The following is a 25,496-nucleotide window of genomic DNA, read 5'->3' on the forward strand; positions in this document are numbered from 1 at the left end:
ATCGGTTTCCGGCCGCATTTCCGGCCGGCAGCTTACCCGTTATCAGAGATTATAATTATGAAATTTCACACCCTCTTCGTCTCGCTGCTGGCTGCAGCCGCTGCCATCTATTTCCTGTCTCCTCGGCAGCCAGCGGCAGAGCGCCCCACTGAAAGCCTGCAAACGATGCCCGCGCCAAAAGGCGCACCCGCAGCAGGAGGCTTTGCCCGGGTCCAGCGCCAAGGTCTGCAGCATCCGGACCCTGCCAGCTACGAATACGCTCCCTCAGCCCAGGCCCGGCAGCTGGCCCGCGAACATAAGGACCTTGGCCAAACCTGGTACAGCTTTGCCCCTCCCGGCGACGGGCCGGCGGCAACTGTCATCCTGCTGCACGGCTCCGGACGGTCCGGCCAGTCGATGATCGACATCTGGAAGGAGACAGCCCAAAAACACGGCCTGATCCTGATCGCACCGAACGCCAAGGCGAAGAACTGGCAGCCGGACGATTTTTCGCAATCCCTGCTGGACAGGATGCTGTCAGAACAGGCACTGGGCCGCCGAACCGGTCCTGTCTATCTATTCGGCCACTCGAACGGTGCGATCTTTGCCTCTATGCTGGTGAACCGTTTCAAAGGCCCCTGGCAAGCGACCGCTCTTCACGGCGGCTTTGCCGATGCGCAGATTTTCAAACCAGCTGCCGATCCCAAGCCCGTCCGCCTGTACCTGGGGGATCGCGACCACATCTTCAGCAGCGAGGCCGCAGCCGCAGCAGGCAAGGCCATGGCCAGGGCCGGCCACAGTTTCACGCTCCAGCTGATTCCCCGCCACACTCACTGGGTGTATGAAATCGGCCCCAGAATTGCAGAGGACAGCTGGGCATGGTTCCGGTCACTTGGTGAGTGACCGGAATACTCAAAGTTTTTGGAACTTGGCCTTTTGCCGCTCCGTCCATAGCACGGTGATGGCGAAACCGCTCTCGGTCTGCTCCTCGCGCTGCACAAGGTCCTCCTTGAACAGCCAGGCGCGCTGCTTGCCTTGCGCGAAGGTGAGGTGCAAAACCTCCTCGTGACGCACGCCTTGAAGCTGCTCGGCAATATCAGTCAGCAGTGCCTCAAGCCCCTCGCCGGTCAGGGCGGAGATCGCATGAATGCCCTGCTCGCGCGCGGCACGCTGGCGGCGGGCATCAGCATCATCTTCCGGCAGCTGGTCCAGCTTGTTCCAGACCTCGATCCGGGCCCGGTTTTCATCCACGCCCAGCGAGGCCAGGATCGCTTCTACGTCTTCGGCCTGCTCTTCGCTTTGGTCATGGCTGATGTCGCGCACATGCAGGATCACATCCGCAGCCAGCACCTCTTCCAGAGTGGCGCGGAAGGCGGCGACCAGCTCAGTCGGCAGGTCCGAGATGAAGCCCACCGTATCGGACAGGATCACCTCCGGCCCGTCGGGGATCTGCACCCGGCGCATGGTCGGGTCCAGGGTGGCAAAGAGCATGTCCTTGGCCATCACCTCCGCACCCGTCAGCCGGTTGAAAAGCGTCGACTTGCCGGCGTTGGTGTAGCCCACCAGCGCGACAATCGGGTATGGCACCTTGGCGCGCGAGGCGCGGTGCAGCGTCCGGGTTTTCACCACCTTGTCCAACTGCCTGCGCAGCCGCACCAGCTGGTCATCAATGGCACGGCGGTCAGCCTCGATCTGGGTTTCGCCGGGTCCGCCGACAAACCCCAGGCCGCCGCGCTGGCGTTCCAGGTGGGTCCAGGCCCTGACCAGCCGCGTCCGCTGATAGCTGAGCGCCGCCATCTCGACCTGCAGCACGCCTTCCCGCGTCGCCGCCCGGTCCGAGAAGATCTCCAGGATCAGCCCGGTCCGGTCGAGGATCTTGACCTTCCAGGCCTTTTCCAGGTTGCGCTGCTGCACGGGGGAAACCGGCCCGTCGATCAGGACCAGTTCGATCTCATTCGCCTTCAGGGTGCCCGCCAGCTCTTCGATCTTGCCAGAGCCAAACAGCATTCCTGGATGCGCCTTGGGCAGGCGCACCACGTTTGAACCGATCACGTCAAGATCGGGCAAGGCCGCTGCCAGCGCAACGGCCTCCTCTAGCGCGGGAGCAGCCTCGCGGCGCCCGCTGTCTGATTTGATTTCCGGATGCAGGACCCAGGCGCGGGTCTGCTTCCTGTCATGCTCCATCAATTGGAGTCTTCACCCTCATAGAGACTGATCGGCTGGGCCGGCATGATGGTCGAAATCGCGTGTTTGTAGACCAGCTGCGACTGTCCGTCGCGGCGCAGCAGCACGCAGAAATTGTCGAACCAGGTGATCACACCCTGCAATTTGACCCCGTTGATCAGAAAGATTGTAACTGGAACCTTGGTTTTGCGAACGTGATTCAGGAAGGCATCCTGAAGATTCTGTCTGTCCGAAGCCATTTTTTATTATCTCGCCTTTGTTCTTGCCACGCGCTGCGGACCAGCACGCACGTTAAAATTCAGTATGGAGAAAGAAAAAATAAGTTTCCACCAGAAAAACACTTTTTCCCGTCAGGGCAGTCAGGCCCGCCAAAGGTTCGGCGACAGCAGCGCAATGAAGGCCAGCGTTTCCAGCCGCCCCAGAACCATCGCAACGCAAAGGATCAATTTGGCGGGCGCAGTCAGCAGTGCCAGCACAATGGGCGCACTGCTGGCGGTTTCGGTCAAAGGCCCGGTTGTCGACAGTGCTGCAACAGCAAGAACCAGGGATTGTTCGAAATCCGTGCCCACCGCAGCCAATGCCGTGCTGATCACCGCCAGAGACAGCGCAAACAGCATGAAAAAGATCCAGGCCACAAAGGCACCGTTCTTTTGCAGCCGCCTTGTTCGCGCGCCTTCGCCGCTGACAGAGCTGGGATGAACCAGCCGCTCCATTTCTCGCAGCCCGTTCAGGTACAGCGCATAGACCCGCAGCAGTTTGACCCCGCCCGCCGTGGTCGCAACTCCGCCGCCGAACACCGCCAGCCCCAGCAGGATCATGCCCGGCGTTTCCAGCCCGGACCAGGCCCGTGCCGCTTCCCAATGAGTGCTCTCGAACCCGGTGGTGGACAGAAAGGACAAGACGGTGAACAGGGTTCCCCAAAAGGCACGCAAGGCCTGCAGGATATCTTCGCCGGCATCCACCTCATAGGCCGCGAACCAATGACGCAGAAACAAAAGCAGCGGCACACCGAAGACAATCAGCAGGCCGGTGCGGAACTCGGGGTCCTTGTCCAGCCGCCCCTGCCCGGCCGTCACGGTGTCGCTGGAGAAGGTCAGCCGCGACAGGGCAAAGAACATGAACAGGAACATCACCATTTCGCCGGCAATGCCGCTGGCTGCATTCTCCACCCCGCCGGTTGCGGAGATGCCCGAGGTCGCCATCACTGACATCGCGTGGCTGAGCCCCTCCAGCGCCTGCTCTCCGGTGATCATCAGCAGCAGCCACAGGACCAGTGTCAGCCCGGCATAGACCGGTGCCAATGTGCGGGTGACCAGCACCAGCTGCCGCCGCGGGTCGGCTTTCTCCATCTGCGCAGGGGCAAACGAACCGCCACCCGGCTCGCCCTTGGCTGTCACTTCAAATCCGCCCAGCGACATTGGCGCCAGCACGGCCGAGGCCGCGACCCACATCAAAAGCCCGCCAAGCCAGCCCACCATGGCCCGCCACAGGTGCACGCTGGGCGGCAGGCGGCCGGGGTCGGCCCAGATATCAGCGCCAGTGGTGGTGATGGCGCTCACCATATCGAAATAGGCGTTCAAGAACCGGGTGCTGACCAGTGCATCCTGCACCGGAACGGCCAGGAACAGCGGCAGCACGGTGAAGGTTGCCAGCAGCGACAGCAGCTGTCCCGGCATCCCGTAGCGGGGAACCTTGTTGCCCATCGACAAACCAATCAGCACAACCAGGATCAGCCCGGCCAAGCCGGCATAGAAGAAACTGCGCGAGGTGTGGTGATCATCCAGCACCAGCGCGTGCACCGCCGGCAGCCACATTGCCAGCGCGGCAATGCCCCAGATCAGCAAGAACAGCGGCAGGCGCAGCACGCCGGCGGAGGCTTGGACCGGGCGGCGCATCTAGAAATAGTCGATCGACACCTGCAGCAGGCGCTCGACCTCCGGCACGTCATCCGCCATTGCAAACAGCGCGATCACATCGCCTTCTTCAATCCGCGTCTGGCCCGAGGGGCGCAGCATTTCGCCATTCTTCAGCACACCGCCCACCAGCACGCCTTCGGGGAAATCTGTTTCCCGGATCATCTGCCCGGCAATCGGCGAGGTCGACAGCACCTCTGCTTCGATCATTTCCGCCTCCGCATCGCCCAGCGAATAGACCTGCCGCACCCGGCCATAGCGGATGTGGCGCAGAATTGAGCTAACGGTGGTTGAGCGCGGGTTGATATAGGCGTCGATGCCGAGGTGCGGCAGCAGCGGCACCAGGGTCGGATCGTTGATCAGCGCAATCGCCAGCGGGCAGCCCTCGGCCTTGGCGCGCACAGCGGCCAGCATATTGGTTTTGTCGTCGTCGGTGACCGCCAGCATCGCGTCTGCCTTGTCGATGCCCGCTTCAATCATCAGCGACCGGTCCAGACCGTCGCCGTTCAGCACGATGGTGCGCTCCAGTTCTTCGGCGGCGCGTTCAGCGCAAGCCCGGTCCCGTTCAATCACCTTGGCCCGGATCCGCGCGGTGCTGCTTTCCAGCGCCTTGGCCACTTCCAGCCCGACGTTGCCGCCGCCCACCACAACAACCCGGTCCTGGCGCTTTTCATGCTTGCCGAAAACCTCGATGGTGCGGGGCACGTCATCGGCATGGGAAAACACATAGCAGCTGTCGCCCACAAACAGCTGGTCGCCCGGTTCCGGCGCAAACAGGGTTCCGTCGCGCCGGACTCCCACCACAATGGCGCGCAGGGTCGAGAACAGGTCCGTCAGCTGGCGCAGCGGTGTGTTCACCACCGGGCATTCGGCGTCAATCTGAATGCCCAGCAGCTGCGCCTTGCCGCCCATGAAAGTCTCTGTGTCAAAGGCGGCCGGCGCCGACAGCCGCTGCATCGCCGCCGCCGCCACTTCGCGCTCCGGGCTGATCACCACGTCAATCGGCAGATGCTCGCGCTGGTACAGATCGGAATAGATCGCCGTCAGATAGCTTTTGGCCCGCAGGCGCGCAATCTTGCGCTGGATCTTGAACACCGAATGCGCCACCTGGCAGGTCACCATGTTGACCTCGTCCGAATGGGTGGCCGCGATGATCATGTCCGCATCCCGCGCCCCGGCCCGGTCCAGAACATCCGGATAAGAGGCAAAGCCATGGATCCCCTGCACATCCAGCGTATCGGTCGCCCGCCGCACCAGCTCCGGGTTATTGTCGACAACTGTGACGTCATTGTGCTCGCCGGACAGGTGCCGGGCAATCTGCCAGCCGACCTGGCCTGCACCGCAGATAATGACCTTCATTTGCGTATCCCCTGCAGGCTCCTCTGGCGGCGTTTCGTCCAACGTGAATGACAGAAGCCGCTTTCACGGTCAATTTAATTGTAACTTCTTCAGTTTGCGGCCATTCTTGGGCCATGCGCCGCCATCTCAAATTCCGCGCAGGCCTGGCTTTAATGCTGGGTATGGCCGCCTGCGGCCCCCTGCCGGTATACTACAAGCAGGGCGCGGAGGTTTCCCGCCTGCAATCGGATGAGCTTGGCTGCCAGACCTGGGCATTGAAGGACGCGCCGGTCGCCAATGAAATCCGCCAGCGTCCGCCGGTTTTCTATCCCGGACGCCAAGTTTGCCACAGCGGCAAGTGCTACTACCGGCCCGGCTATTGGGTTGATGGCGACATATACACGGTGGATGTGAACAAGCCCCTGCGCCAGCGGCTGGAAAAATCCTGTATGGCATCCAAGGGCTACCAGCAGATTGCCCTGAAACGCTGCACGCAGCGCGGCCCGGCGGTGCCGGCAAACGCCCGCCTTGCTCCTCTGTCAGAGAGCTCCTGCGCCCTGCGCAACAGGGATGGGACCGTCAGTATCGCCACTGGCGGCTGAGACCGGACGTTTCCGCTGGAAACCATTTTGCGGCGGGATATCTTTGATTTGCGGCGCCCCTTCAAGTAAACTGGGTTCCGGATTGTTTGTTGATCAGTTTTTTCGAAAGAAAGGTACCCCATGCGGATACACTTCCTGTTTGCCGCACTGCCCCTGGCCGCAGCGACGGCAGCATGCGACCCGTTGACCCCGATTGCCCCGCCGCCCTCAGCTGCTCCGGCTCCAGCCGCAGCTCCGGCACCAGCTACGTACACGGCTCCCGTGACGCGTCCCGCATCCACCGCGCCTGCACCGGTAATACCAGCCGAAGAAGCGCCTGAACCCGCGTATCAAGGCGGCGGCGGCGGTTCGGGTGGCGGCGGCGGCGGCTCCGGCGGGGGTGGAGGCTGGGGTTAAACCCGGGATACCGTCATGACTTCCTCCCCCCGAACACCCGCTTTCCTCGCAGCCACCATACTGGCCTGCACAGGATCCTTGACGGCACCGCCTGCCTTCGCCGCATATGAAACCAGAGAAGGCACGGCAGCCCCGGAAACCGCCATCGTTATTGGCATTCAAGATTATGACCATGTCACCGACCTGACCAACACGCGCAAAGACGCGGAGGCGATGGCGGATATGCTCAGGTCCTTCGGCTATACGGTCTATGAAGGCTATGACTTGGACAAGCGCGGGTTCGAGGCGCTGCTGCGCCAGGCCGCGCTCAATATCCGCGATGGCAGCCAGGTGTTCTTCTACTATGCCGGCCATGGCATTCAGCTGGGGCGGCGCAACTATCTGCTGACCAGCGATGCAGAACTGTCCGGCATCCACGACCTGCCCTTCCAGTCGGTTACATTGGACCGGGTATCCGCGATCATTGGCGGCAAGGCCGGGAGCCAGATCCTGATGCTGGATTCCTGCCGCGACAATCCTGTGCCAAACGTTAAGCTGAACGCCGAGGTTGGCGCGCAGCTGTATGAGGCCCGCGAAGGATTTGACGTGTTCCGCCCGCCGCTGAACACGCTGGTGGCCTTCTCAACCTCGCCCGGCGCCACCGCGCTGGACGGGGAGCCGGGCAGCAACAGCCCCTATACCGCCTCCGTGGTGCGCCATTTCCCCGACCGCCCGGATGAGGACGCGATGACCGTGCTCGCGGAGATCCGCGGCGACGTCTATGCTGCCACCGGCAACACCCAGGTTCCCTGGGAAAGCTCGACCCTGATGCAGAAAATCTACCTGCAGCCCCCGGAACGCTCCCTGAACATTGCCCAGGCGGCACCGGCCTCTGCCCAGGCCAGCCTGGATCAGTTGCCAGCAGAATTGTCTGTCAAGGTTCCGCTGGGCCGGTCACTGGAACTGGCGCCCGAGATCAGCCCCTACATCCGTTCCGGAACCACCGTAACGATTGTTGAAACGCCGTCCTCCGGCGTCACCTCTCTGCAAAGCGGCGACGGCAGCGCGCTCAGCCTCAGCTATGCTCCGAAACTGGCAGAACTGCCAGCCCGCAAGGATGGCGGTCAGGTGCGCCGCGACCGGATGGTGCTGCGGCTGGCCCAGGCGGACACGGTGCGCGATGTCACTGTGAACCTGGAGATGATCGCCCGCCAATGCGACCTTGAGGCCGGTGACCTGCTGGATCCGCAGGGGGTCGGCCTGTTCCGCTACCCCAATGAAATTGACCTTAATGCCGCAGAGACAGCCTGCCGCGAGGCGGTGCAGGCTGCCCCGGACCTGGGCCGCCTGCATTACCAGCTGGGCCGCGCCTTGCAGGGCCAGGGCCGCTTGATCGAGGCGTATGAAGCCTTTGAAAAGGCGGCCGGACTGGGCCACGTCCGCGCCTATAACGCGGTTGCCTATCTGCATGTGACACCGAATGTGGACCGCGAAACGGTGCCGATCCCTTATGATCCCGACAAGGCCTTTGCACTCTGGGACAGGGGAATAGACGCTGGCGACCCCTTCTCGATGCACGCACGCGGCAAGCGGCTTTTGCGCAAGAGCAGCACGCCCGAAGAGAAACAGCGCGGCTTTGACCTGCTCAGCCGCGCGGTGGAGCTGGGCCATACGTATGCGCTGAATGAGCTGGGCGTGTTTTTCCTGTGGAGCGGCGATGAACTGGCGCAGCCGGAACGCGGGCTGTCCTATCTGGAAGCCTCCGCAGGACGCGGCGACATCTATGGCACCGCAAATCTGGGTTATGTTTACCGCGACGGCGGCGCTGGGAAGGCAGTGGACAAGGAAAAGGCCCGTACCCTGTTTGCCGAGGCGGCAACGCTGGGCCATCCGCACGCCCCGGGTGAGATTGGCCGGATGATCATGAACGGCGATCTTCCTGGCAGCGATGCGGCAGAGGCATTGGAATGGTACGACATGGGGCTGTCCCGCGGCGATGCCTGGAGCGGCGCCAACGGTGCCTGGGTGGCATTGAACCGGCTGGCAGACCGGATCCCTGTCCATGCAGCAGCCGCCCGCGCGGGCAAGGCGATGGCACTGAACGATCCGGAGGCACGCGCGGCTGCGCGGGATCTGCTCTCCGGCATGCCGCAGAAAGACGTTGCGGCAGGCACCCAGTACATTCTGCGCCAACTCGGTTCTGCAATTGCAATTGACGGGCAATTTGGCCCCGCTTCGCGCAAGCAGCTTGCCAATTGGGCGCGGCAGGCCGGGCTGCCGGCAACGGTCCCGCAGGACGCCGTCAGCCAGTTGCGGCTGGCAGCCCAGGTGCATTTCGCCTTGAACCCGATCCGTCAGGACCTGTTCTGACCTCTCCCCGCCCGGGGTCCTCCCGGGCGTGCGGGCAGGCTTTGATCAGGCCTGTTCTTCCTCGGCTTCCACATGCGCCACCCGGGCGCCTGCCTTGTTGGAGGTCACCACCCCCAGCGATTTCAGCTTTCGGTGCAGCGCCGAGCGCTCCATGCCGACGAAAGACGCAGTGCGGCTGATATTGCCGCCAAAGCGGTTGATCTGGGTCAGCAGGTATTCCCGCTCGAATGCCTCCCGCGCCTCGCGCAAGGGCAGCGTCGCCAGGGCGCCGGACAGAACCACCCGGCCCTCTTCCTGCGGCTTTTCCTCCTCCCGCGGCAGGTCCTTGGCCTCAATCGGGCCGCTGCCGTCGCCCAGGATCAGCACCCGTTCCACCAGGTTCTTGAGCTGGCGCACGTTGCCCGGCCACAGCATGGTCTGCATCAGCGCCACCGCCTCCTCGGTCAGCTCGCGCAAAGGCAGGCCCTGGGCCTCGTTGAATTGTTCGATGAAATGTCCCGCCAGCAGCGGAATATCCTCGCGCCGGTCCGCCAGCGACGGCACCGCCACCGGCACGACATTCAGGCGGTGATACAACTCCTGGCGGAAAGTGCCTGCCTCGATCTCCGAATCCAGATCCTTGTTGGTCGAGGACACCACCCGCAGATCGACGCGGATCTTGTCCGAACCGCCAACCCGCTGGAACTGCTGATCCACCAGCACCCGAAGGATCTTGGACTGGGTGCCCAGCGGCATATCCGCCACCTCATCAAAGAACACCACCCCGCCATGGGCCTGTTCCAGCAGACCCGGCTCCACGCCGCGCTCAGCCGACTCGCGGCCAAACAGGACCTCTTCCATCCGGTCCGGTTCGATGCTGGCACAGTTCACCGTGATAAAAGGCGCCGACGCCCGGTTGGAATTGGCGTGGATGTAACGCGCAGCGATCTCCTTGCCGCTGCCTGCCGGGCCGGTCAGCATCACCCGGCCGTTTGATTTGGTCACCTTGTCCAGCTGGCCAACCAGGGTACGGAAGGCCGCGGAGGTGCCGATCATCTCGGCCGGGCCGGTGTCCTTGCGTTTGAGGTCGGTATTCTCGCGGCGCAGGCGCGAAGTTTCCATCGCACGCCGTATCACCACCATCAGCTGGTCGATGTTAAAGGGCTTTTCGATGAAGTCATAAGCTCCCTGCTTGATCGCCGCCACAGCGATCTCGACATTGCCGTGCCCGGAGATGATCACCACCGGAATATCCGGCGTGTCGCGCTTCACTGCCTTCAGGATGTCGATCCCGTCCATCTGGCTGTCCTTCAGCCAGATATCGAGGATCATCAGCGCGGGTTCGCCCGCCTCCAGCTGCGCCATGCATTCATCGGAACTGCCCGCCTTGCGGGTGGCATAACCCTCGTCCTCCAGGATGTCCGAGATCAGCTCGCGGATGTCGCGCTCGTCATCTACAATCAGAATATCACTCATGTCAGACCTGCTTTCACTGTGCTCTTGTTTGGCGCCGCCATGCGGTTCGCAGCCGGCAGGCGGATGACCGCCATGGCGCCGAAATGCGTGTGCCCTTCAAACACCGGGGCATCTTCCAGCGTCAGCGTGCCCCCGTGCTCTTCGATGATTTTTTTGACGATCGGCAGCCCCAGCCCGGTGCCCGCATCCCGCGTGGTCACATAAGGCTCAAACAGCCGCGCCCGGTCTTCGGGCAAACCGATGCCATTGTCGGCAATCCGGACTTCGTAGAAATTCCCCGCCTTTTCCGCTGACACCCGGATTTCCGGCACCAGCCCCTGCGGGTTTTCTTTATTCTGCAGGCTTTCAATAGCTTCACCTGCGTTCTTGATCAGATTGGTCAAGGCCTGGCCAATCATCGTGGCATCCAGATCCGAGGGCATCGCCGCCTCTGGCAGCGTGGCCTTGATCCGGACGCCGGGCTGGCCCTGCTGCTGCAGGATCACCGCGTCCCGCACCAGCTTGGCCAGATCCTCCTCGCGCCGCTCCGGTTCCGGCATACGGGCGAACTTCGAAAACTCATCCACGATCCTGCGCAGATCATTGGTCTGGCGCACGATCACATCCGTCATGGACTGCAGCTGATCGCTGTTCTCTTCGCCCAGCTTGGGCGCGAATTTTCGTTTGATCCGCTCAGCACTCAGCTGGATCGGGGTCAGCGGGTTCTTGATCTCATGGGCGATGCGGCGGGCCACATCCCCCCAGGCCGCCATCCGCTGGGCGCTGACCAGATCAGTCACATCGTCAAAGGCCACCACATAGCCTTCCAGCCCGCCCTCCTCAGAGCGGCGCGGCGACATCCGGACCAGCAGGTTTTCCAGCTGTCCCTGGCGGGTCACCTTGATCTCTTCCTGCACGACCTCGCCGCCGGTCTCGATCAATTCGGCAAACAGCGGTCCGAACTCCGGCACGGCCACGGCCAGCGCCAGGGATTGCTGATCCTCCCGCCAATCCAGAAGCCGCTCCGCTGAGCGGTTCACAAAGGTCACGCGCCCCTCTGCATCCAGGCCAACGACCCCGGAGGTAACCGAGGACAGAACCGAGTCAAACAGCCTGCGGCGGCGTTCGATTTGCCGGGTATTGTCGATCAGCCGCCCGTGCTGCGCCTTCAGCTCCCGCGTCATCTGGTTGAAATACTGGCCCAACTGGGCAATTTCGTCGCCGTCGCGTTCAACCGGCACCTGCACATCCAGATTGCCAGCGCCAACCCGCTGCGCCGCCACCGTCAGCCGCCCGACCGGGCGCGACAGGCGTTCGGCAAACCACATCCCCAGCCACATCGCCGCCAGGATCAGGATCACCGCAAAACCGATATAAAGCAGCGCAAATTCGAACAAAACCCTGCCGCGCTCGCTCTCCAGCTGCTGATACAGGTGTGCGGTTTCCTGGGTGTCGTCCAGCAGGTTCAGCAGTTCGCCATCCACATCCCGGCTGATGTACAGGAAACGGTCAACAAAGGCATCCAGCCGCACCAGCGCGCGGAACTCGCTGTTGTTCCAATCCTCGATCAGCAAAAAACCATCGTCGCGTGCAGTTCCGATCTGCCCGTCGCTCGGCTTTTCAAAGTCGAACTCATAGGAGCGCTCGCCCCGGGCCCTAATCAGCCCGGCGCTGTCAACGATATAGGCCTCGCGCAGGCCGCGCTGGATTTGCAGCTGCCCCTGAGACAGCACCAGCCGAAGCTCGGCATCGTTGATGAAGAAACTGCGCGCGCGGCTGTTGTCCAGATACCGCGCCAGCGCGCGGGCATCCTCTGTCAGATCGCCCTTCTGCTGCGACTGATAGGCCTCTGCCGCTGCCAATGAGCTGCCAATCACCTGCCGGACACGCTGAGAAAACCACCCCTCCAGCCCCACATTCACCGTCAGCACGGCAAATACCGCGACGATCACCGTCGGGATCAGCGCCAGAAAGCCAAAGGCCCCGATCAGCCGCAAATGCAGGCGGGATCCCGCCGATTTGGAGCGCCGCGCCGCAAACAGCCGCACGATCTGGGTCATCACCAGCGCTGCGATTGTCAGGATATAGACCAAATCGGCCAGCAGAATCAGCCGCAGCGATCTGGATGACACCCCCTGCCCGAACGGACCGATAATCAGGAAGGTTGCCAGGGCCAGAACAGGACCCAGCAACACCAGGCCAATGGTGCCGATATTGCGCGCGCGGCGGGTTCTCCGCCACCGGTCCAAGGCCGCAAATGGCCCGTATGCCGCCCTCAGATGTGACTTTTGCGCCACTTACTGCCCTCATCCTGATGTGCGACTCTTTGCGAGTCACCGCCATATCTCGTGGCCCTGCCTAGGAAATTCACGGCAATGCCACATTTCTGTGGCGATATTACATCAGTTTGCGGCGGCGTGTCACCTCAATATCCAGATCTGTGATCTTCTTCCGCAGCGTATTCCGGTTGATCCCCAGAAGTTCAGCGCATTTCGCCTGGTTGCCGCCGGTGGCAGCCAGGGCGATTTCGATCAGCGGCGTCTCCACCTCGCGCAGCAGCCGCATATAGAGGCCCGGCGGCGGCAGCATGTCGCCATGCAGGTCGAAGTAACGCTGCAGATGGCGCCCTACTGCTTCGGACAGTTTCTCATTAGCGAGACCGGCGGCCGCAGGCTGCGGTCCGGCTTGCGGCCCCAGAACAGCCTCGGCATCCGCCTGGGTGATTTCCTCGCTGCGCGAGGTCAGCGCCAGCCGGCGGACGGTGTTTTCCAGCTGCCGGACATTGCCCGGCCAGGCAAAACGGCGCAACACTTCCCGCGCAGCTTCGCTCAGCTCCCGGTGCGGCGCGCCTTCGTTCTCGGCCTTGATCAGGAAATGCTCCGCCAGCAGCGGTATGTCCTCCACCCGCTCCCGCAGCGCTGGAACATGCAGTTCCGATCCGCAGATCCGGTAATAGAGATCCTGGCGCAGCGCACCGCTTTCCATCGCCTTGGCCAGGTCCTTCTGGCTGGAGGCAATGAACCGCGGCGCATGATCCCCCGGCACATCCATCATCCGCACCAGCCGCGCCTGCGCTTCCTCCGGCAGGTCGGCAAGTTCGTCGACGACCAGGGTGCCCCCCTTCACTTGCGCCAACAGACGGGACGGGCCCTCCAGCGCAATCAGATCCGCCGCATCCGCATGCACAAACGGCAATGTCCGCCGGTCGGAAAAGTCATGTATTGCCTGCACGATCAGCGACTTACCAGTGCCGCTTTCACCTGTAACCAGCAGCGGCAGATCGGTGTTCATAACCCGCGCGATCAACCGGTACAGCGACTGCATCACCTCGCTGCGGCCAATCAAGGGAAGTTCCTCTGGACGCTCCTTTGCGTCGGAACGCGGCGCCGGCGCCACCCGTTTGGCCGCAAGCGCCTTGGCCGTGCGCTTCATCAGCTCCGGCAGGTCAAAGGGTTTGGGCAGATAGTCATAGGCCTCCGCCTCCTCTGCCTTGATCGCCGTCATAATTGTGTTCTGCGCCGAGATCACGATCACCGGCAGCCCGGGCCGGTCGGCCTGGATCTTGGGCAGCATTTCCAGCCCGTTCCCGTCCGGCATCATCACGTCCGAGATCACCACATCGCCCTTACCCTCGCCCACCCAGCGCATCAGCGTCGTGAGTGAAGAGGTCGCATGCACTTTGCAGCCCGCGCGGGTCAGCGCCTGGGTCAGAACAGTGCGGATGGTGCGGTCGTCGTCAGCGACCAGAACGGTGCCGTCCATGGATCAGCTCTCCTGCTTTGCGTCACGCGGCACGCGCGACAGCGACAGCCGGAACACTGTGCGCCCGGGAACCGAGCTAACAGAAATCCAGCCATTATGCTCCGAGACGATCTTGCTCACCAAAGCAAGGCCCAGCCCGGTGCCGTTCTCCCGGCCCGAGACAAACGGGTCGAAAATGTCATCCTTAATCTTGTCAGGAAGCCCCGGCCCGTCGTCGGTAATCTCGATCTGCAGGGGCAGCAACTTGCCGGTTCCGTCACTGCGGCGCAGCCGGAAGGAGTGCTCGTAGAAGGTTCGGATATGAATGCTTCCGCCCTTCGGATCAGCAGCTTCCGAGGCGTTCCTCAACAGGTTCAGCACCACCTGAAGCAGCTGATCCGCATCGCCCCAGGCCATCGGCAAAGAGGGGTCGTATTGTTCGGTGATGGTCATGTGGGCACCAAAGCCCAAGAGCGCAGACCGGCGCGCCCGGTCCAGAACATCATGGAGGTTCACCGGCTGGAATGCGGGCTCCGTCAGGTTGCCGAACTGCTCCACCTGCTCCAGCAGCTTCACGATGCGGCGGCCTTCGCTGACAATCAGGTCAGTCAGCTCCAGGTCTTCCGGTCCCAGCCCCATGCTGAGGAGCTGCGCCGCACCGGTGATGCCCGCCAGCGGGTTCTTGATCTCATGCGCCAGCATCTCCGCCATGCCAATGGCTGAGGCGGCGGCGGATTTGGCGGAATGGGTCTGCGTCATCCGCCCGGCCAGCTCCCGCGGGGTGACCATAAGCAGCATCACCCCCTCCTGCCCTTGCAGCGGTGCGATCTGCACCCCGCATTGCAGCGGCGCCCGGTTGCCGGAGCCAACGTCGATATCATTCACGAAAAGCGGCGTACTCTGCTCCCGGGCACGCACAAAAGCCTCCTCGATCGGTGCATCAATGGCCAGCGTGTCCCAGACCGGCTGCCCCACCAGCGCCTTGCGGGAGGCATTGAGAAACCCTTCACCGGCCGCGTTCACATCGGCAATCCTGTCCTGCACGTCGATCAGAAACACCGGCACCGGAAGAGAGGCCCAGAGGGCGGCGCTGTCCATCATGCGGCAGCCTCCGGTCTTTCAACGCTTAGCGCCTCCGGCAACAGCGCCAGCACTTCCGCCGGATTCTTCTCTGTCAGCACTGCACGGCGCATGGCGGGGCCTGTCCCGGCCTCATCCATGTACCAGCCCAGATGCTTGCGCGCGACCCGCACCCCCAAGTCTTCCCCGTAGAAGTCGAGCATTGCCCGGTAATGGTCTGAAACCATTTGAATAAGCGCATCTCCCGCAGGCACATCCGGCGCCGGTGTGCCCCACAGGTGATGCGCCACTTCTGCCAGCAGCCAAGGCTTTCCTTCGGCCCCGCGTCCGATCATCACACCATCGGCGCCAGACTGCTCCAGCGCCCGCCGCGCAGAGGCAGTATCAACGATGTCGCCATTGGCCAGCAGCGGTACAGTCACCGCGTCCTTCACACCCCGGATTGCGGCCCAATCGGCGGAGCCCTTATAGAACTGGCAGCGGGTGCGGCCGTGGATCGTCACCATCTGCACCCCGGCCTCGCAGGCCCGGCGCGCCACATCCGGCGCATTCAGGCAGTTGTCGTCCCAGCCCAGCCGGGTCTTGAGCGTCACCGGCACATCGACCGCGCCCACCACGGCTTCGATCAGCTTCAGCGCGTGGTCCGGCGTTTTCAGCAGGGCAGAGCCGGAATAGCCGTTTGTCACCTTCTTGGCGGGGCAGCCCATGTTGATGTCGATGATCCGTGCGCCCTGCCCGGCGACCTGCTTCGCTGCCTCGGCAATCCAGTACTCGTCCCGCCCCGCCAGCTGCACCGCGGTGTTCTCCACATCCGCGCTCAGCTCGGCCCGCTCGCGCACGCCTGGCTTGGCCTGCACCATTTCCTGGCTTGCAACCATTTCGCTCACCATCAGCCCGACGCCAAAGGAGCGGACCAGATCCCGGAACGGCCGGTCGGTGATTCCCGCCATCGGCGCCAGCGCGATGGGCGGGGACATGGAGGTGGTTCCAAGCGTGAAGGACAACTGCCTAATCCTTGTGCAACTGAGAGGTTTTTACCCGAAGCTTCTGCTATGCAGCAATGAATTGCGCCTCTGCAAGCGGCTGCCGCACTTCATTTGCCTATTTTTTAATCACATTCCGCGGGGTGATTGCCACTTCCTGCGCCACCTCCTAAACAATGCGGGAACTTCCGCACGAGGACCGCATGACCACAGCCGCCCTGATCGTCGCCGCCGGACGCGGCACCCGCGCAGGCGGCGGAACGCCCAAGCAATGGCGCTCGCTCAAAGGGCGCCGGGTGATCGACTGGACCCTCGAAGCCTTTGCAAATGCAGGTGTGGACCTCACGGTTCTGGTGCTGTCACCGGATGACGCCCCCGCCTGGGAAGAATTCTCCGGCAGCCCCAGTCTGGTCCTCGCTGAAGGCGGCGCTGAACGGGCCGCCTCCGTCCTGAACGGGTTGAAGGCGCTGGAGCCGCACGGCGTGGACAAGGTGCTGATCCACGACGCCGCCCGCCCCTGTGTCAGCCCTGCCCTGATCCACAGCATTCTCAATGCCTTGGACGAAACACCTGCCGCAGCCCCGGCGCTTGCGGTGACTGATGCGCTGTGGACCGGTGCGGATGGCAGCGTCACCGGTACCCAGGACCGCAACGGGCTATTTGCCGCGCAGACACCCCAGGGTTTCCGGTTTCAGGACATTCTGGCGGCTCATCTTGCCCACCCGGGCGGGGCCGCTGACGATGTCGAGGTGGCGCGCGCTGCAGGCCTTGACGTCCGCATCATTCCGGGCGAGCCGGACAACATCAAAATCACCCGCCCCGAGGATTTCACCCGGGCGGAGCGCATTCTGGGAGCAGACATGGATATCAGGCTTGGCAACGGCTACGACGTGCACCGCTTCGGCCCCGGCGACAGCGTGATCCTATGCGGGGTGGAAATCCCGCACGAGAAAACCCTGCAGGGCCATTCCGACGCTGATGTCGGCATGCATGCTGTCACCGATGCCATCTATGGCGCACTGGCACAGGGCGACATCGGTCAGCACTTCCCGCCCTCCGACCCGCAATGGAAAGGTGCCGCCAGCGAGATTTTCCTGCGCCACGCCGCCAGTCTCGCGCGGGAGATGGGTTTCACCCTGTCGAACGTCGACTGCACGCTTGTCTGCGAATACCCCAAGGTTGGCCCGCATGCCGCTAAAATGCGCGCGGTGATGGCTGAAATCCTGGGCATCGGCGCAGACCGGGTGTCAATCAAGGCCACCACTTCAGAGCGCCTCGGCTTCACCGGCCGCGGCGAGGGTATCGCAGCCATTGCCACCGCGGCGCTGATAAAAGCATGACACTGGCCCAAGCAATCGGCACCGTCTGCGGCGTCGGCTATCTGCGCCCCGCGCCTGGCACCTGGGGCTCGCTGGCGGCGCTGCCGCTGGCCTATGCGCTGCACCAGCTGGGCGGCTTCCCGCTGCTGGCGCTGGCAACGCTGGCCAGCATCCCCGCAGGCCTCTGGGCGACCAAGGTGATGACCGCAGGCAGCAGCAACCACGACCCCTCGGAAATCGTCATTGACGAGGTTGCAGGCCAGTGGCTGGCGCTTTGGGCCATTTCCTACCCGGCCTGGAGCAAGGGCATCGAGATCACTGCGCTCTGGCCCGGCTGGATCGCCGCTTTTACCCTGTTCCGCCTGTTCGACATCTGGAAACCCGGCCCCGTCGGCTGGGCGGATCGCAAAAAGGGTCCGTTCGGGGTTATGATGGATGATGTCATCGCCGGCATCCTGGCCGCCATCGGCGTCGTCCTGCTGGCCGGTTTCTCGCACGGGGTTCTGGGGTTATGAGCATCAACGTCTCCAAGCTGATCGCTGAGGCCAAGGCGGCAGGTCTCACCATCGCCACGGCCGAAAGCTGCACCGGCGGCATGATCGCGGCGGCGCTGACAGACATACCAGGCTCCTCTGCAGTGGTGGACCGGGGCTTTGTCACCTATTCCAATGCCGCCAAGATGCAGATGCTGGGCGTGCGCGCTGAAACGCTGGCGACCAAAGGCGCTGTCAGCGAAGAGGTTGCCGCGGAAATGGCAATGGGCGCGGTGAAAAAAGCAGGCGTCTCGCTGGCGGTCTCGGTCACCGGCATCGCAGGCCCCGGCGGGTCAGAGTTCAAACCCGAAGGCCGCGTCTGCTTTGGCCTCGCCCGCGCAGGCCAAAAAGCCACAACCGAGACTGTCGAGTTCGGCGCCCTGGGCCGCGCCAGGGTGCGCGAAGCTGCCCGCGGCCACGCGCTTTCGTTGCTGATGCAGGCAGTTTCGTAAACCGGCCGCATTCCGGGCAGCGCCCGCCAAAGCCCGCTCAAAATTTCAGCACTCCTGAAAAAGCCCCGTTTTTGGGCGCATTCCGCACGGCTGCCTCTTTTTTCTGCGCCGCCTTTCCGCTTTCCCCATAGCCACCGTTTTTTTAGGGGAAGGAACAAACGGATGAACGGAGCGGATACCGCATGGATCATTGTGGCCACGGCCCTGGTCCTCTTCATGACACTGCCAGGGCTCGCCCTGTTCTACGGCGGGCTGGTGCGTGCCCGCAATGTGCTCAGCGTCTTCATGCATTGCTACGCCATTGCCTGTTTGATGAGCGTTCTATGGCTGGCTTTCGGCTACACGATTGCCTTCGGCAGCGGCACTTCCGGCATCTGGGGCGGTCTGGACAAGATGTTCCTGAACGGCGTCACCGCTGACAGCCTGTCCGGCACCCTGCCCGAGGTTCTGTTCTTTGCCTTTCAGATGACATTCGCCATCATTACACCTGCGCTGATCGTCGGCGCCTATGTGGAGCGCGTCGGCTTTGGCTTCGTCCTCGTGTTCTCGGGCCTGTGGATGCTCTTGTGCTACGCGCCGGTGGTGCATTGGATCTGGGGCGGCGGCTTTCTGGCGGATGGCGGTATCTTCGGTGACGTTGGCGTCAAGGACTTTGCCGGCGGCATCGTGGTGCATGAGACCGCAGGCCTCGCAGCCCTCATCATCGCCTTCTTCCTGGGCCCGCGCAAAAACCGCGCCATCCCGCCGCACAACCCCGGCTATGTGATGATCGGCGCGGCGATGCTGTGGGTCGGCTGGTTCGGCTTCAACGGCGGCTCGCAGCTGGCCGCAGACGGCGGCGCGGCAATGGCGCTGACCGTAACCCATATCTCCGCCGCCACCGCCTCGCTCACCTGGGCGCTGTGGGAGAAGATCAAATACGGCAAGGCCTCCCTTGTGGGCCTGGTCACCGGCACCATTGCAGGCCTCGCCTCGATCACCCCGGCGTCCGGCTTTGTCGGCCCGATGGAAGCGCTGATCATCGGTGCCATTGCCGGCGTGCTGTGCCAGGAGATGGTCAACCTGGTGCGCAACAAGATGCAGATCGACGACACCCTGGATGTGTTCGCAGTACACGGCGTCGGCGGCATCTTCGGCACCATCATGATCGCCGTCTTCGGCGCCGGTGCCTGGGCTGCGCAGCTGGGTGCGCTGGTGATCGTCGGCATCTTCACCGTGGTGGTAACCATTGCGCTGGTGAAGATCTCCGCTTTGATCACATCCCTGCGCGTGGATCTTGAAAGCGAGACCAACGGCCTCGATCTCTCTGTTCATGGTGAGCGCGCATACGACATGAACAGCTGACCCCGGCTTTGACGAATGCCACCACTCACGGCAGAAGGTGCATATTTCGCACCGGACGGGTCCCCTCGGGGACCCGTTTTACGTTTCAGGTCAACGGGGTTAGCAACCAGACCTGCTCCAGCGCGTTGCAGCGCTCGCCGATCCGGCCGTCTGCGGGGCGCTCCCCGGCCAGATTGATCGCATGTGTGCCCCGGTAGAGCGTCTGCACAAGACTCCCAGGCACGGAAAACGGCGGTCCCTGCATCAGCGACTGGTCATAATCGAAACCGATCAGCAACTGCCGCGCGGTGCCTGTGATCCGGTTCAGATGCGCCGCATAAGCCATTCTGTCCTCAGGTTTTACCGCCACCAGCGCGGCCCGGTCATAAACTGCATCCGCGGCGCCGGCCTGCACGGAGGTGAGCGCAAAGAAGTCACCGGCAAACAACGTCAGCGCACCCGCCTGATACCGCAGGAGGTCCCCCTGCCGGACGACCTCCGGCTCAAGCCCCTGGCGGGCAAAGACCTCTTCAACAGCACCCTGGTTGAACTCCGCCCCCGTGACCCGCAGCCCCTGCGCCAGCAGCCAATCCAAGTCCAGCGCCTTGCCGCAAAGCGGGACAAAGACGGATTGGCCGGCTTTCAGGTCCAGCCGGGAAAAATGCTTGGTCAGCATAGAGTTGGGCGCCGCCTCGTGAAAGCCGATGCGGTTCTCGCGCCAGCGCGCCTGCCAGAATTCCTGCTCCATCTCGGGTCGTTCCTTCCATTGGAAATCTCAGTTCCCGGCGGTGATACGACTTGAAGCCCGCTTTAGGTCAAGCGGTTTCCGGCCTGCGGCCCCTTAGCCATACAGTTCCGCCGCGCGCCGTTCAAAGGCGCGCACGATCCGCTGCATTGCTTCGTTGAAGACAACGCCGATGATCCCCTGCAGCACCGCGTTCTTGAACTCGAAATCGACAAAGAAGTCGACGTCGCAGGTGCCGTCCTCGCGCGGGGTGAAAATCCAATGGGATTTCATGTAGCGGAACGGGCCGTCCAGATACTCGGTGTCAATTTTTCTCTCGCCAGGATAAAGGGTTACCCGGCTGCCGAACCGCTCGCGGAAGACCTTGAAGGAGATCACCAGATCCGCTTCCATCACCTCGGCCCCGCCCATCGGAGCACGGCTGCGGATACGGGCCGCGGCGCACCAAGGCAGGAATTTCGGGTACTGCGCGACGTCGGCAACCAGATCGTACATCTGCTGAGCCGAGTAAGGCATCTGGCGGGTTTCCGAGTGTGTGGGCATCTGTCCGCTGATTTTCTGCTACAATTACCGGGCGTGATGTCCTATGTACGCGCGGGAAATTCAAGGGGGCAGCCATGACACAGCGTCCATATGTCATTGATGTGATGATCTCGGCCAAGGCGATTGCCGCGCGGATCGAGGAGCTTTGCGCGGAAATCCATCGCGAATTCGGCGATACCGACAAGCTGGTTGTGGTCGGCCTGTTGCGCGGCAGTTTTGTGTTCATCGCTGATCTGGTGCGCGAGCTGGACCTGCCGATCGAGGTCGATTTCCTGGAAGCCTCCTCTTACGGCGACTCGATGGAAAGCAGCCGGGAAGTGCGTATTCTCAAGGACTTGCGCGGCGCCATTGAAGGGCGGGACGTGCTGGTCGTGGAAGATATCGTCGACACCGGCCACACGCTGAACCATGTGGTGAACCTGCTGAAAAGCCGTGAGCCCGCGCGGCTGAAGTCCATTGCGCTCTTGGACAAGCCGTCGCGGCGCGAGGTGGATTTCCGGGCCGACTGGATCGGCTTTGAGATCCCGGATGAGTTTGTTGTCGGCTATGGCATCGACTATGCGCAGCGCAACCGGAACCTTCCCCATATCGGCAAGGTGCGGTTCACCGGCGAGGGCTGAAGCGGCCACAGACCGGGGGTGACATGCGTGCACCCCCTGTGCACCCCCCGTACACCCCCTGCGCAGCGGATGTTCCGCGCTGTGCAAAAATACCACAAAAATCAAAAACCTGGGCACTTGCGGAAACCGGCGCAGCTTTGCTTGCCAGATGCCTGCCGCCGGCGTTTTTCAGCGTAGCGGATTTGCCTTTTCTGCCCGGCTCGATCAACTGATGGGCAGACGCAGTGACGACAGGACATCCGCGATGAACAAGATAGTGGCGGCAGCCGCAGCGGCAGCCATGAGCCTTGCCCTTGCCCCCGAAGCCTCGCACGCCGGACCGCCGAAATGGGCACCGGGCCACAAGAACAGCGCGGCCCATTATGCGCCGGGCCAGGTGAAGAAGCGCCACCGCGCCAAACACGGCCATGACCATGGCCATATCCAGGGCGGCGATTGGATTTATGTGGATGACTATCACCGCTGGGGGCTGGAGCCGCCGCGTGAGGGGCACCGCTATGTGCGCCAGGGCGACAAGATCTTTGAGGTGGTCAAGGACACGCTGGCGATCATCGGCGCAGTGGCCGTGGTCAATGCGCTGACCCAGTAAGGGTCAGCCGAGCAAGTTTTTGAGAACGTGCAAAAAGATCCCGGCCCCGGCCGGGATTGCTGCATCCGGAAAATCGAAATCCGGGTTATGCAGCTGCGGCTGATCCGTGCCGGAGCCCAGCCAGAACATCGCCGCCTTGGCCTGTTTGCCGAACTGGCCGAAATCCTCGGACCAGCGCTGGGGCCTGTCCTGCATCTGCGCCGGATGCCCCGCCGCGGCACAGGCCGCCTGCAAAAGCTCCACCGCCTCCGGATGATTGGTGCAGGCGTCAAAGACGTCGTCGAATTCGATTGAGACAGCCAGCCCCTCCGCCGCGCAGACCTGTTCGGCCAAACCCGTGGCATCTGCAATCAGCTGATCCATGCGGGCGTCTGTGACGGTGCGCAGGGTGGCCCAGACCTCGCCGTAGCCGGGGGCGATGCCAAAGGTGGCCTCGCCCAGATGCGCATGGGTCAGGGTGACCAGGGCAAAATCCGGGCCTAAGTCACCGCCGCCGCCCAAGGCAATCAGGCCTGGCAGAAGCTGGGAAATGGCACCGGCAGGCGACACCCCGTCCTGCGGCGCGGCAGCGTGGGAAGTCTTGCCGGTGAGCCGGATCCGCATGCCGCGCGAGGCGCAGTTGGCCGGGCCGGAGCACAAGGCAACCTGCCCCACCGGCAGCCCCGGCAGGTTGTGGAGCGAAAAAGCATAGTCCGGCGCGATCTGCGCGAACGCGGGGTCGGCAATCACGGCAGGCGCGCCCTTGCCGGTTTCCTCGGCCGGCTGGAACAGCAGCACTGCGCGGCCTTTGGCCGGGCGGCTGGCAGACAGATCCTTTGCCAGCGCCGCCACCATCGTCATGTGGCCGTCATGGCCGCAAAGATGGCCGCGGCCTGCATGGGTGGAGCGGTAGGGCTGGCTGGAAAGCTCCTCGATCGGCAAGCCGTCGAGTTCGCAGCGGATCAGCACTGCGGGGCCGTCTTCCCTGCCCTCATAGACCGCCGCAACGCCATGGCCGCCGAGACCGGTCAGCAGTTGGTCAGGCTCATAGTGCCGCAGATAATCCGCCACCATGGCGGCGGTCTTTTCCTCAGCGCCGGACACCTCGGGGATCTGGTGCAGGGCGTGGCGCAGCGCGGTAAGCTGTGCCAGACGGTCCGGCGTCATGCCAGGCCCAGCTTCTTGTTGCGCGCGTCGCGCAGGCGGGCAAAGTCATCGCCCGCGTGGTAGGAGGAACGGGTCAGCGGCGTTGCCGAGACCATCAGGAAGCCCTTGCCATAGGCGGCTTTCTCGTAAGATTTGAATTCCTCGGGCGTCACGAAGCGGTCCACGGCGTGGTGCTTGGGCGTCGGCTGCAGGTACTGGCCGATGGTCAGGAAGTCGACATCCGCCGCACGCATGTCGTCCATCACCTGCTTGACCGCCTGTGCATCCTCGCCCAGGCCGACCATAATGCCGGATTTGGTGAACATGGAGGGATCCAGTTCCTTCACGCGCTGCAAGAGCCGCAGGGAGTGGAAATAGCGCGCACCGGCACGGACTTCAGGGTAAAGGCCCGGCACGGTTTCCAGATTGTGGTTGAACACGTCAGGGCGCGCCTCGACCACGGTTTCCAGCACCGAGGGGTCGCATTTCAGGAAATCCGGGGTCAGGATTTCGATGGTGGTATCCGGCGAGCGGTGGCGCACCGCGCGGATGGTCTGGGCAAAATGCTCTGCCCCGCCGTCCTCAATATCATCGCGGTCAACGGAGGTGATCACAACGTGTTTCAGGCCCAGTTTCTGCACCGCATCGGCCACCCGGCCGGGTTCGAACACATCCAGCGCTTCTGGCGGCTTGCCGGTGGCGATGTTGCAGAAGGAACAGGCGCGGGTGCAGACCTCGCCCATGATCATCATGGTGGCGTGGCCCTGGCTCCAGCATTCGCCGACGTTGGGGCAGCCGGCCTCCTCGCAAACCGTGGTCAGCTTATGCTCGCGCATGATCTTGTGGGTGTCCGCATAGCCCTGCCCGCCCGGCGCCTTGACCCGGATCCAGCTTGGCTTTTTCGGCTGAGCATTGTCGGGACGGTGCGCCTTTTCGGGGTGGCGCTGCTCCGGGATTTTCAGGTCTCGCACGTGGTTTTTCCCTTCCGGCTTCTGACTTGGCCAAGGTGTAACATAGGTTCCGGCCATTGACACCCGGCTATCGGCAACCCAGCCTTGCGTCCTTGACATGGCTCATACCGTGGATTTTTGCCGTTTTCCTTTGCCAAAATGCCGCTGCGGAACACATAGTCTAGCTGTGCAAGGCAAAAGCGCCGTTAACGAGTTCAGGGAGGGACCCATGGCCAAGGAGCTGGAGAAGTTCAAAGCGGAACATAAGAAACTGGCGGCCGGGGCCAAGAAATACACCACCGCCGAGGGCGAAAAGCTGAAGAAACGTGTCGGCATTTCGCTGGGCAACGCCTGGGAGGGCGAGGATTACTTCCGCGAAAGCCTGGCCAAGGCGCGCAAGGACGGGGTCGAGTCCAAGAAGATGGCCGACCTGCAGAAGAACAAGCATTTCAAGGACGGGCTGACCACCTGGAACAAGGCGGTGGACATTCATCAGCAGGAGCTGGATGCGATGCTCGGCTTCTGCAAGGAGGCGCAGGCGCATCTGGCGAAGATCCAGAAACTGGCCGGCGATATCGACAAGGACCTGAAGAAACGCTCCAAATCCTCTGCTTCCAAGAAGGATATCGAGGCTTTGCGCGATACCCTGGCCAAGGAAGCCGCCGAAGTGAAGAAGGCCGTCCAGTATGAGGGCAAGCTGAACGCGGCGCAGAAATTCTATGCCGCGAACTTCCAGAAGACGGCCGACAAGATCCTCAAGGAAAGCGACGGCAGCCACGACAAGAAGCTGGATGCGACTGAGCTGCCGCAGCTGCTGGTGGACCGGAACCTGAAGAAATACACCAACCGGGTGGGCGCGCTGGTGAAAGCGATCAATGGCCATTGCGTGGCGGCAATCGAGAAGGCCGGCGAGGATCTGAAGGCCGCCGCGCCGGACCTGAAGGCGGCAGCGGCGAAGTTCAAGGATCTGAAGAAGATCAACGACCAGTACCAGAGCGTGAAGAAGAAATTCCCGGGCGCCATCAATGACTCCAAGGACAAGAAGAAGCTGCTGGCCACCCTCAAGAAGTTCAACGATCTGACCACCGCCGCCGAGCGCAAGGTCCGCGGCACCACGGTGACGATCAAGAAGGCTGCGGCCTAGATTTCAGCCCTCATGGCATAGGGTTACGGCAGCAATGGCCTGCCGCGTTCCGCCGGACCGGCGGCGCATTTGCGCCGCCCGCTGCGGCGTTTGTGCAGAACCTTCAAAACAAGCTCACGCAAATGTTGATACCAGCTTAGAATCATTTTAAGCC

Annotated in this window: 23 protein-coding genes; 10 read left to right on the plus strand and 13 right to left on the minus strand. The window is 62.9% G+C overall.

What is annotated here, in order from left to right:
* Positions 1-57 precede the first annotated feature (57 nt).
* Positions 58-882 carry an alpha/beta hydrolase gene (locus ACXAEK_RS16055; RefSeq protein WP_475043401.1) on the plus strand — a complete coding sequence of 275 codons (825 nt, stop codon included), beginning with the start codon at positions 58-60 and terminating at the stop codon, positions 880-882.
* A gap of 9 nt (positions 883-891) precedes the next feature.
* Here the strand turns inward: ACXAEK_RS16055 and hflX are convergent, their stop codons facing one another.
* From hflX to trkA, 4 genes are all read right to left on the minus strand, one after another.
* Complete coding sequence (gene hflX / locus ACXAEK_RS16060; RefSeq protein ID WP_475043402.1) at positions 892-2,163, minus strand: GTPase HflX; 1,272 nt, start codon at positions 2,161-2,163, stop codon at positions 892-894.
* Positions 2,163-2,402 (minus strand): RNA chaperone Hfq, encoded by a 240-nt coding sequence (hfq, locus tag ACXAEK_RS16065; protein ID WP_005611588.1) that lies wholly within the window; start codon positions 2,400-2,402, stop codon positions 2,163-2,165. Before hfq ends, hflX begins: the two co-directional genes overlap by 1 nt.
* A 120-nt stretch (positions 2,403-2,522) precedes the next feature.
* Positions 2,523-4,058: a TrkH family potassium uptake protein gene (locus ACXAEK_RS16070; RefSeq protein ID WP_475043403.1), complete on the minus strand. Its 1,536-nt coding sequence runs from the start codon at positions 4,056-4,058 to the stop codon at positions 2,523-2,525.
* Positions 4,059-5,435, minus strand: a complete 1,377-nt coding sequence (gene trkA, locus ACXAEK_RS16075) for a Trk system potassium transporter TrkA (protein ID WP_475043405.1) — start codon at positions 5,433-5,435, stop codon at positions 4,059-4,061.
* Positions 5,436-5,548: 113 nt separating this feature from the next.
* Between trkA and ACXAEK_RS16080 the strand changes: the two genes are divergently transcribed.
* Both ACXAEK_RS16080 and ACXAEK_RS16085 read left to right on the plus strand, forming a co-directional pair.
* Positions 5,549-6,016, plus strand: a complete 468-nt coding sequence (locus tag ACXAEK_RS16080) for a hypothetical protein (protein ID WP_475043407.1) — start codon at positions 5,549-5,551, stop codon at positions 6,014-6,016.
* Between the two features lie 411 nt (positions 6,017-6,427).
* Positions 6,428-8,761 carry a caspase family protein gene (locus ACXAEK_RS16085; protein WP_475043408.1) on the plus strand — a complete coding sequence of 778 codons (2,334 nt, stop codon included), beginning with the start codon at positions 6,428-6,430 and terminating at the stop codon, positions 8,759-8,761.
* Positions 8,762-8,806: 45 nt separating this feature from the next.
* Here ACXAEK_RS16085 and ntrX read toward each other — a convergent pair whose 3' ends face one another.
* From ntrX to dusB, 5 genes are all read right to left on the minus strand, one after another.
* On the minus strand, positions 8,807-10,216 hold the full coding sequence (gene ntrX / locus ACXAEK_RS16090; RefSeq protein ID WP_475043410.1) for a nitrogen assimilation response regulator NtrX: 1,410 nt from the start codon (positions 10,214-10,216) through the stop codon (positions 8,807-8,809).
* Complete coding sequence (locus ACXAEK_RS16095) at positions 10,213-12,492, minus strand: sensor histidine kinase NtrY-like (RefSeq protein ID WP_475043412.1); 2,280 nt, start codon at positions 12,490-12,492, stop codon at positions 10,213-10,215. Before ACXAEK_RS16095 ends, ntrX begins: the two co-directional genes overlap by 4 nt.
* 100 nt (positions 12,493-12,592) lie before the next feature.
* Positions 12,593-13,957, minus strand: a complete 1,365-nt coding sequence (locus tag ACXAEK_RS16100) for a response regulator (protein ID WP_475043413.1) — start codon at positions 13,955-13,957, stop codon at positions 12,593-12,595.
* Between the two features lie 3 nt (positions 13,958-13,960).
* Positions 13,961-15,037 (minus strand): two-component system sensor histidine kinase NtrB, encoded by a 1,077-nt coding sequence (locus ACXAEK_RS16105; RefSeq protein ID WP_475043415.1) that lies wholly within the window; start codon positions 15,035-15,037, stop codon positions 13,961-13,963.
* Complete coding sequence (gene dusB / locus ACXAEK_RS16110; RefSeq protein WP_475043416.1) at positions 15,034-16,020, minus strand: tRNA dihydrouridine synthase DusB; 987 nt, start codon at positions 16,018-16,020, stop codon at positions 15,034-15,036. The genes ACXAEK_RS16105 and dusB overlap by 4 nt, the downstream gene beginning before the upstream one ends.
* Positions 16,021-16,202: 182 nt before the next feature.
* Here dusB and ACXAEK_RS16115 point away from each other — a divergent pair, with 182 nt between their 5' ends.
* The 4 genes from ACXAEK_RS16115 (at position 16,203) to ACXAEK_RS16130 (ending at position 19,647) form a co-directional block, all read left to right on the plus strand.
* Positions 16,203-17,339 carry a bifunctional 2-C-methyl-D-erythritol 4-phosphate cytidylyltransferase/2-C-methyl-D-erythritol 2,4-cyclodiphosphate synthase gene (locus ACXAEK_RS16115; RefSeq protein WP_475043417.1) on the plus strand — a complete coding sequence of 379 codons (1,137 nt, stop codon included), beginning with the start codon at positions 16,203-16,205 and terminating at the stop codon, positions 17,337-17,339.
* On the plus strand, positions 17,336-17,833 hold the full coding sequence (locus ACXAEK_RS16120; protein ID WP_475043419.1) for a phosphatidylglycerophosphatase A family protein: 498 nt from the start codon (positions 17,336-17,338) through the stop codon (positions 17,831-17,833). The genes ACXAEK_RS16115 and ACXAEK_RS16120 overlap by 4 nt, the downstream gene beginning before the upstream one ends.
* Positions 17,830-18,303 (plus strand): CinA family protein, encoded by a 474-nt coding sequence (locus ACXAEK_RS16125; RefSeq protein WP_475043421.1) that lies wholly within the window; start codon positions 17,830-17,832, stop codon positions 18,301-18,303. The genes ACXAEK_RS16120 and ACXAEK_RS16125 overlap by 4 nt, the downstream gene beginning before the upstream one ends.
* 162 nt (positions 18,304-18,465) lie before the next feature.
* Positions 18,466-19,647, plus strand: coding sequence for an ammonium transporter (locus tag ACXAEK_RS16130; protein WP_475043423.1), 1,182 nt, complete (start codon positions 18,466-18,468; stop codon positions 19,645-19,647).
* Between the two features lie 85 nt (positions 19,648-19,732).
* On the opposite strand, the gene ACXAEK_RS16135 is transcribed toward ACXAEK_RS16130, so the two are convergent.
* Both ACXAEK_RS16135 and ACXAEK_RS16140 read right to left on the minus strand, forming a co-directional pair.
* Positions 19,733-20,374 carry a class I SAM-dependent methyltransferase gene (locus ACXAEK_RS16135; protein WP_475043424.1) on the minus strand — a complete coding sequence of 214 codons (642 nt, stop codon included), beginning with the start codon at positions 20,372-20,374 and terminating at the stop codon, positions 19,733-19,735.
* A 93-nt stretch (positions 20,375-20,467) separates the two neighbouring features.
* Entirely contained in the window at positions 20,468-20,914 is a 447-nt protein-coding gene (locus tag ACXAEK_RS16140; protein ID WP_475043426.1) for a type II toxin-antitoxin system RatA family toxin, read from the minus strand.
* Positions 20,915-20,988: 74 nt separating this feature from the next.
* Here ACXAEK_RS16140 and hpt point away from each other — a divergent pair, with 74 nt between their 5' ends.
* Both hpt and ACXAEK_RS16150 read left to right on the plus strand, forming a co-directional pair.
* The gene (gene hpt / locus ACXAEK_RS16145; RefSeq protein WP_475043428.1) at positions 20,989-21,534 is read left to right on the plus strand and encodes a hypoxanthine phosphoribosyltransferase; all 546 of its coding nucleotides are present in this window, start codon (positions 20,989-20,991) and stop codon (positions 21,532-21,534) included.
* A gap of 244 nt (positions 21,535-21,778) precedes the next feature.
* Positions 21,779-22,123 carry a hypothetical protein gene (locus tag ACXAEK_RS16150; RefSeq protein ID WP_475043429.1) on the plus strand — a complete coding sequence of 115 codons (345 nt, stop codon included), beginning with the start codon at positions 21,779-21,781 and terminating at the stop codon, positions 22,121-22,123.
* Positions 22,124-22,126: 3 nt separating this feature from the next.
* Here ACXAEK_RS16150 and ACXAEK_RS16155 read toward each other — a convergent pair whose 3' ends face one another.
* Both ACXAEK_RS16155 and lipA read right to left on the minus strand, forming a co-directional pair.
* On the minus strand, positions 22,127-23,269 hold the full coding sequence (locus ACXAEK_RS16155; protein ID WP_475043430.1) for an amidohydrolase: 1,143 nt from the start codon (positions 23,267-23,269) through the stop codon (positions 22,127-22,129).
* Positions 23,266-24,219, minus strand: coding sequence for a lipoyl synthase (gene lipA / locus ACXAEK_RS16160; protein ID WP_475043431.1), 954 nt, complete (start codon positions 24,217-24,219; stop codon positions 23,266-23,268). Before lipA ends, ACXAEK_RS16155 begins: the two co-directional genes overlap by 4 nt.
* Before the next feature lie 208 nt (positions 24,220-24,427).
* On the opposite strand from lipA, the gene ACXAEK_RS16165 reads away from it, so the two are divergent.
* Positions 24,428-25,342, plus strand: coding sequence for a hypothetical protein (locus ACXAEK_RS16165; protein WP_475043433.1), 915 nt, complete (start codon positions 24,428-24,430; stop codon positions 25,340-25,342).
* The last annotated feature ends 154 nt before the right edge of the window (positions 25,343-25,496 follow it).

It is taken from the genome of Leisingera sp. ABM4_101 (genome assembly GCF_056158725.1).

What these genes read in the sequence shown, in the direction of transcription:
- ACXAEK_RS16135 (WP_475043424.1), bottom strand. Translation starts at nt 20,374, where the DNA reads ATGGAGCAGGAATTCTGGCAGGCGCGCTGGCGCGAGAACCGCATCGGC.
- ACXAEK_RS16140 (WP_475043426.1), bottom strand. Translation starts at nt 20,914, where the DNA reads ATGCCCACACACTCGGAAACCCGCCAGATGCCTTACTCGGCTCAGCAG.
- ACXAEK_RS16115 (WP_475043417.1), top strand. Translation starts at nt 16,203, where the DNA reads ATGACCACAGCCGCCCTGATCGTCGCCGCCGGACGCGGCACCCGCGCA.
- ACXAEK_RS16155 (WP_475043430.1), bottom strand. Translation starts at nt 23,269, where the DNA reads ATGACGCCGGACCGTCTGGCACAGCTTACCGCGCTGCGCCACGCCCTG.
- hflX (WP_475043402.1), bottom strand. Translation starts at nt 2,163, where the DNA reads ATGGAGCATGACAGGAAGCAGACCCGCGCCTGGGTCCTGCATCCGGAA.
- ACXAEK_RS16055 (WP_475043401.1), top strand. Translation starts at nt 58, where the DNA reads ATGAAATTTCACACCCTCTTCGTCTCGCTGCTGGCTGCAGCCGCTGCC.
- ACXAEK_RS16105 (WP_475043415.1), bottom strand. Translation starts at nt 15,037, where the DNA reads ATGATGGACAGCGCCGCCCTCTGGGCCTCTCTTCCGGTGCCGGTGTTT.
- ntrX (WP_475043410.1), bottom strand. Translation starts at nt 10,216, where the DNA reads ATGAGTGATATTCTGATTGTAGATGACGAGCGCGACATCCGCGAGCTG.
- ACXAEK_RS16070 (WP_475043403.1), bottom strand. Translation starts at nt 4,058, where the DNA reads ATGCGCCGCCCGGTCCAAGCCTCCGCCGGCGTGCTGCGCCTGCCGCTG.
- ACXAEK_RS16085 (WP_475043408.1), top strand. Translation starts at nt 6,428, where the DNA reads ATGACTTCCTCCCCCCGAACACCCGCTTTCCTCGCAGCCACCATACTG.
- ACXAEK_RS16120 (WP_475043419.1), top strand. Translation starts at nt 17,336, where the DNA reads ATGACACTGGCCCAAGCAATCGGCACCGTCTGCGGCGTCGGCTATCTG.
- ACXAEK_RS16125 (WP_475043421.1), top strand. Translation starts at nt 17,830, where the DNA reads ATGAGCATCAACGTCTCCAAGCTGATCGCTGAGGCCAAGGCGGCAGGT.
- ACXAEK_RS16100 (WP_475043413.1), bottom strand. Translation starts at nt 13,957, where the DNA reads ATGGACGGCACCGTTCTGGTCGCTGACGACGACCGCACCATCCGCACT.
- ACXAEK_RS16080 (WP_475043407.1), top strand. Translation starts at nt 5,549, where the DNA reads ATGCGCCGCCATCTCAAATTCCGCGCAGGCCTGGCTTTAATGCTGGGT.
- ACXAEK_RS16130 (WP_475043423.1), top strand. Translation starts at nt 18,466, where the DNA reads ATGAACGGAGCGGATACCGCATGGATCATTGTGGCCACGGCCCTGGTC.
- hpt (WP_475043428.1), top strand. Translation starts at nt 20,989, where the DNA reads ATGACACAGCGTCCATATGTCATTGATGTGATGATCTCGGCCAAGGCG.
- trkA (WP_475043405.1), bottom strand. Translation starts at nt 5,435, where the DNA reads ATGAAGGTCATTATCTGCGGTGCAGGCCAGGTCGGCTGGCAGATTGCC.
- hfq (WP_005611588.1), bottom strand. Translation starts at nt 2,402, where the DNA reads ATGGCTTCGGACAGACAGAATCTTCAGGATGCCTTCCTGAATCACGTT.
- ACXAEK_RS16165 (WP_475043433.1), top strand. Translation starts at nt 24,428, where the DNA reads ATGGCCAAGGAGCTGGAGAAGTTCAAAGCGGAACATAAGAAACTGGCG.
- ACXAEK_RS16150 (WP_475043429.1), top strand. Translation starts at nt 21,779, where the DNA reads ATGAACAAGATAGTGGCGGCAGCCGCAGCGGCAGCCATGAGCCTTGCC.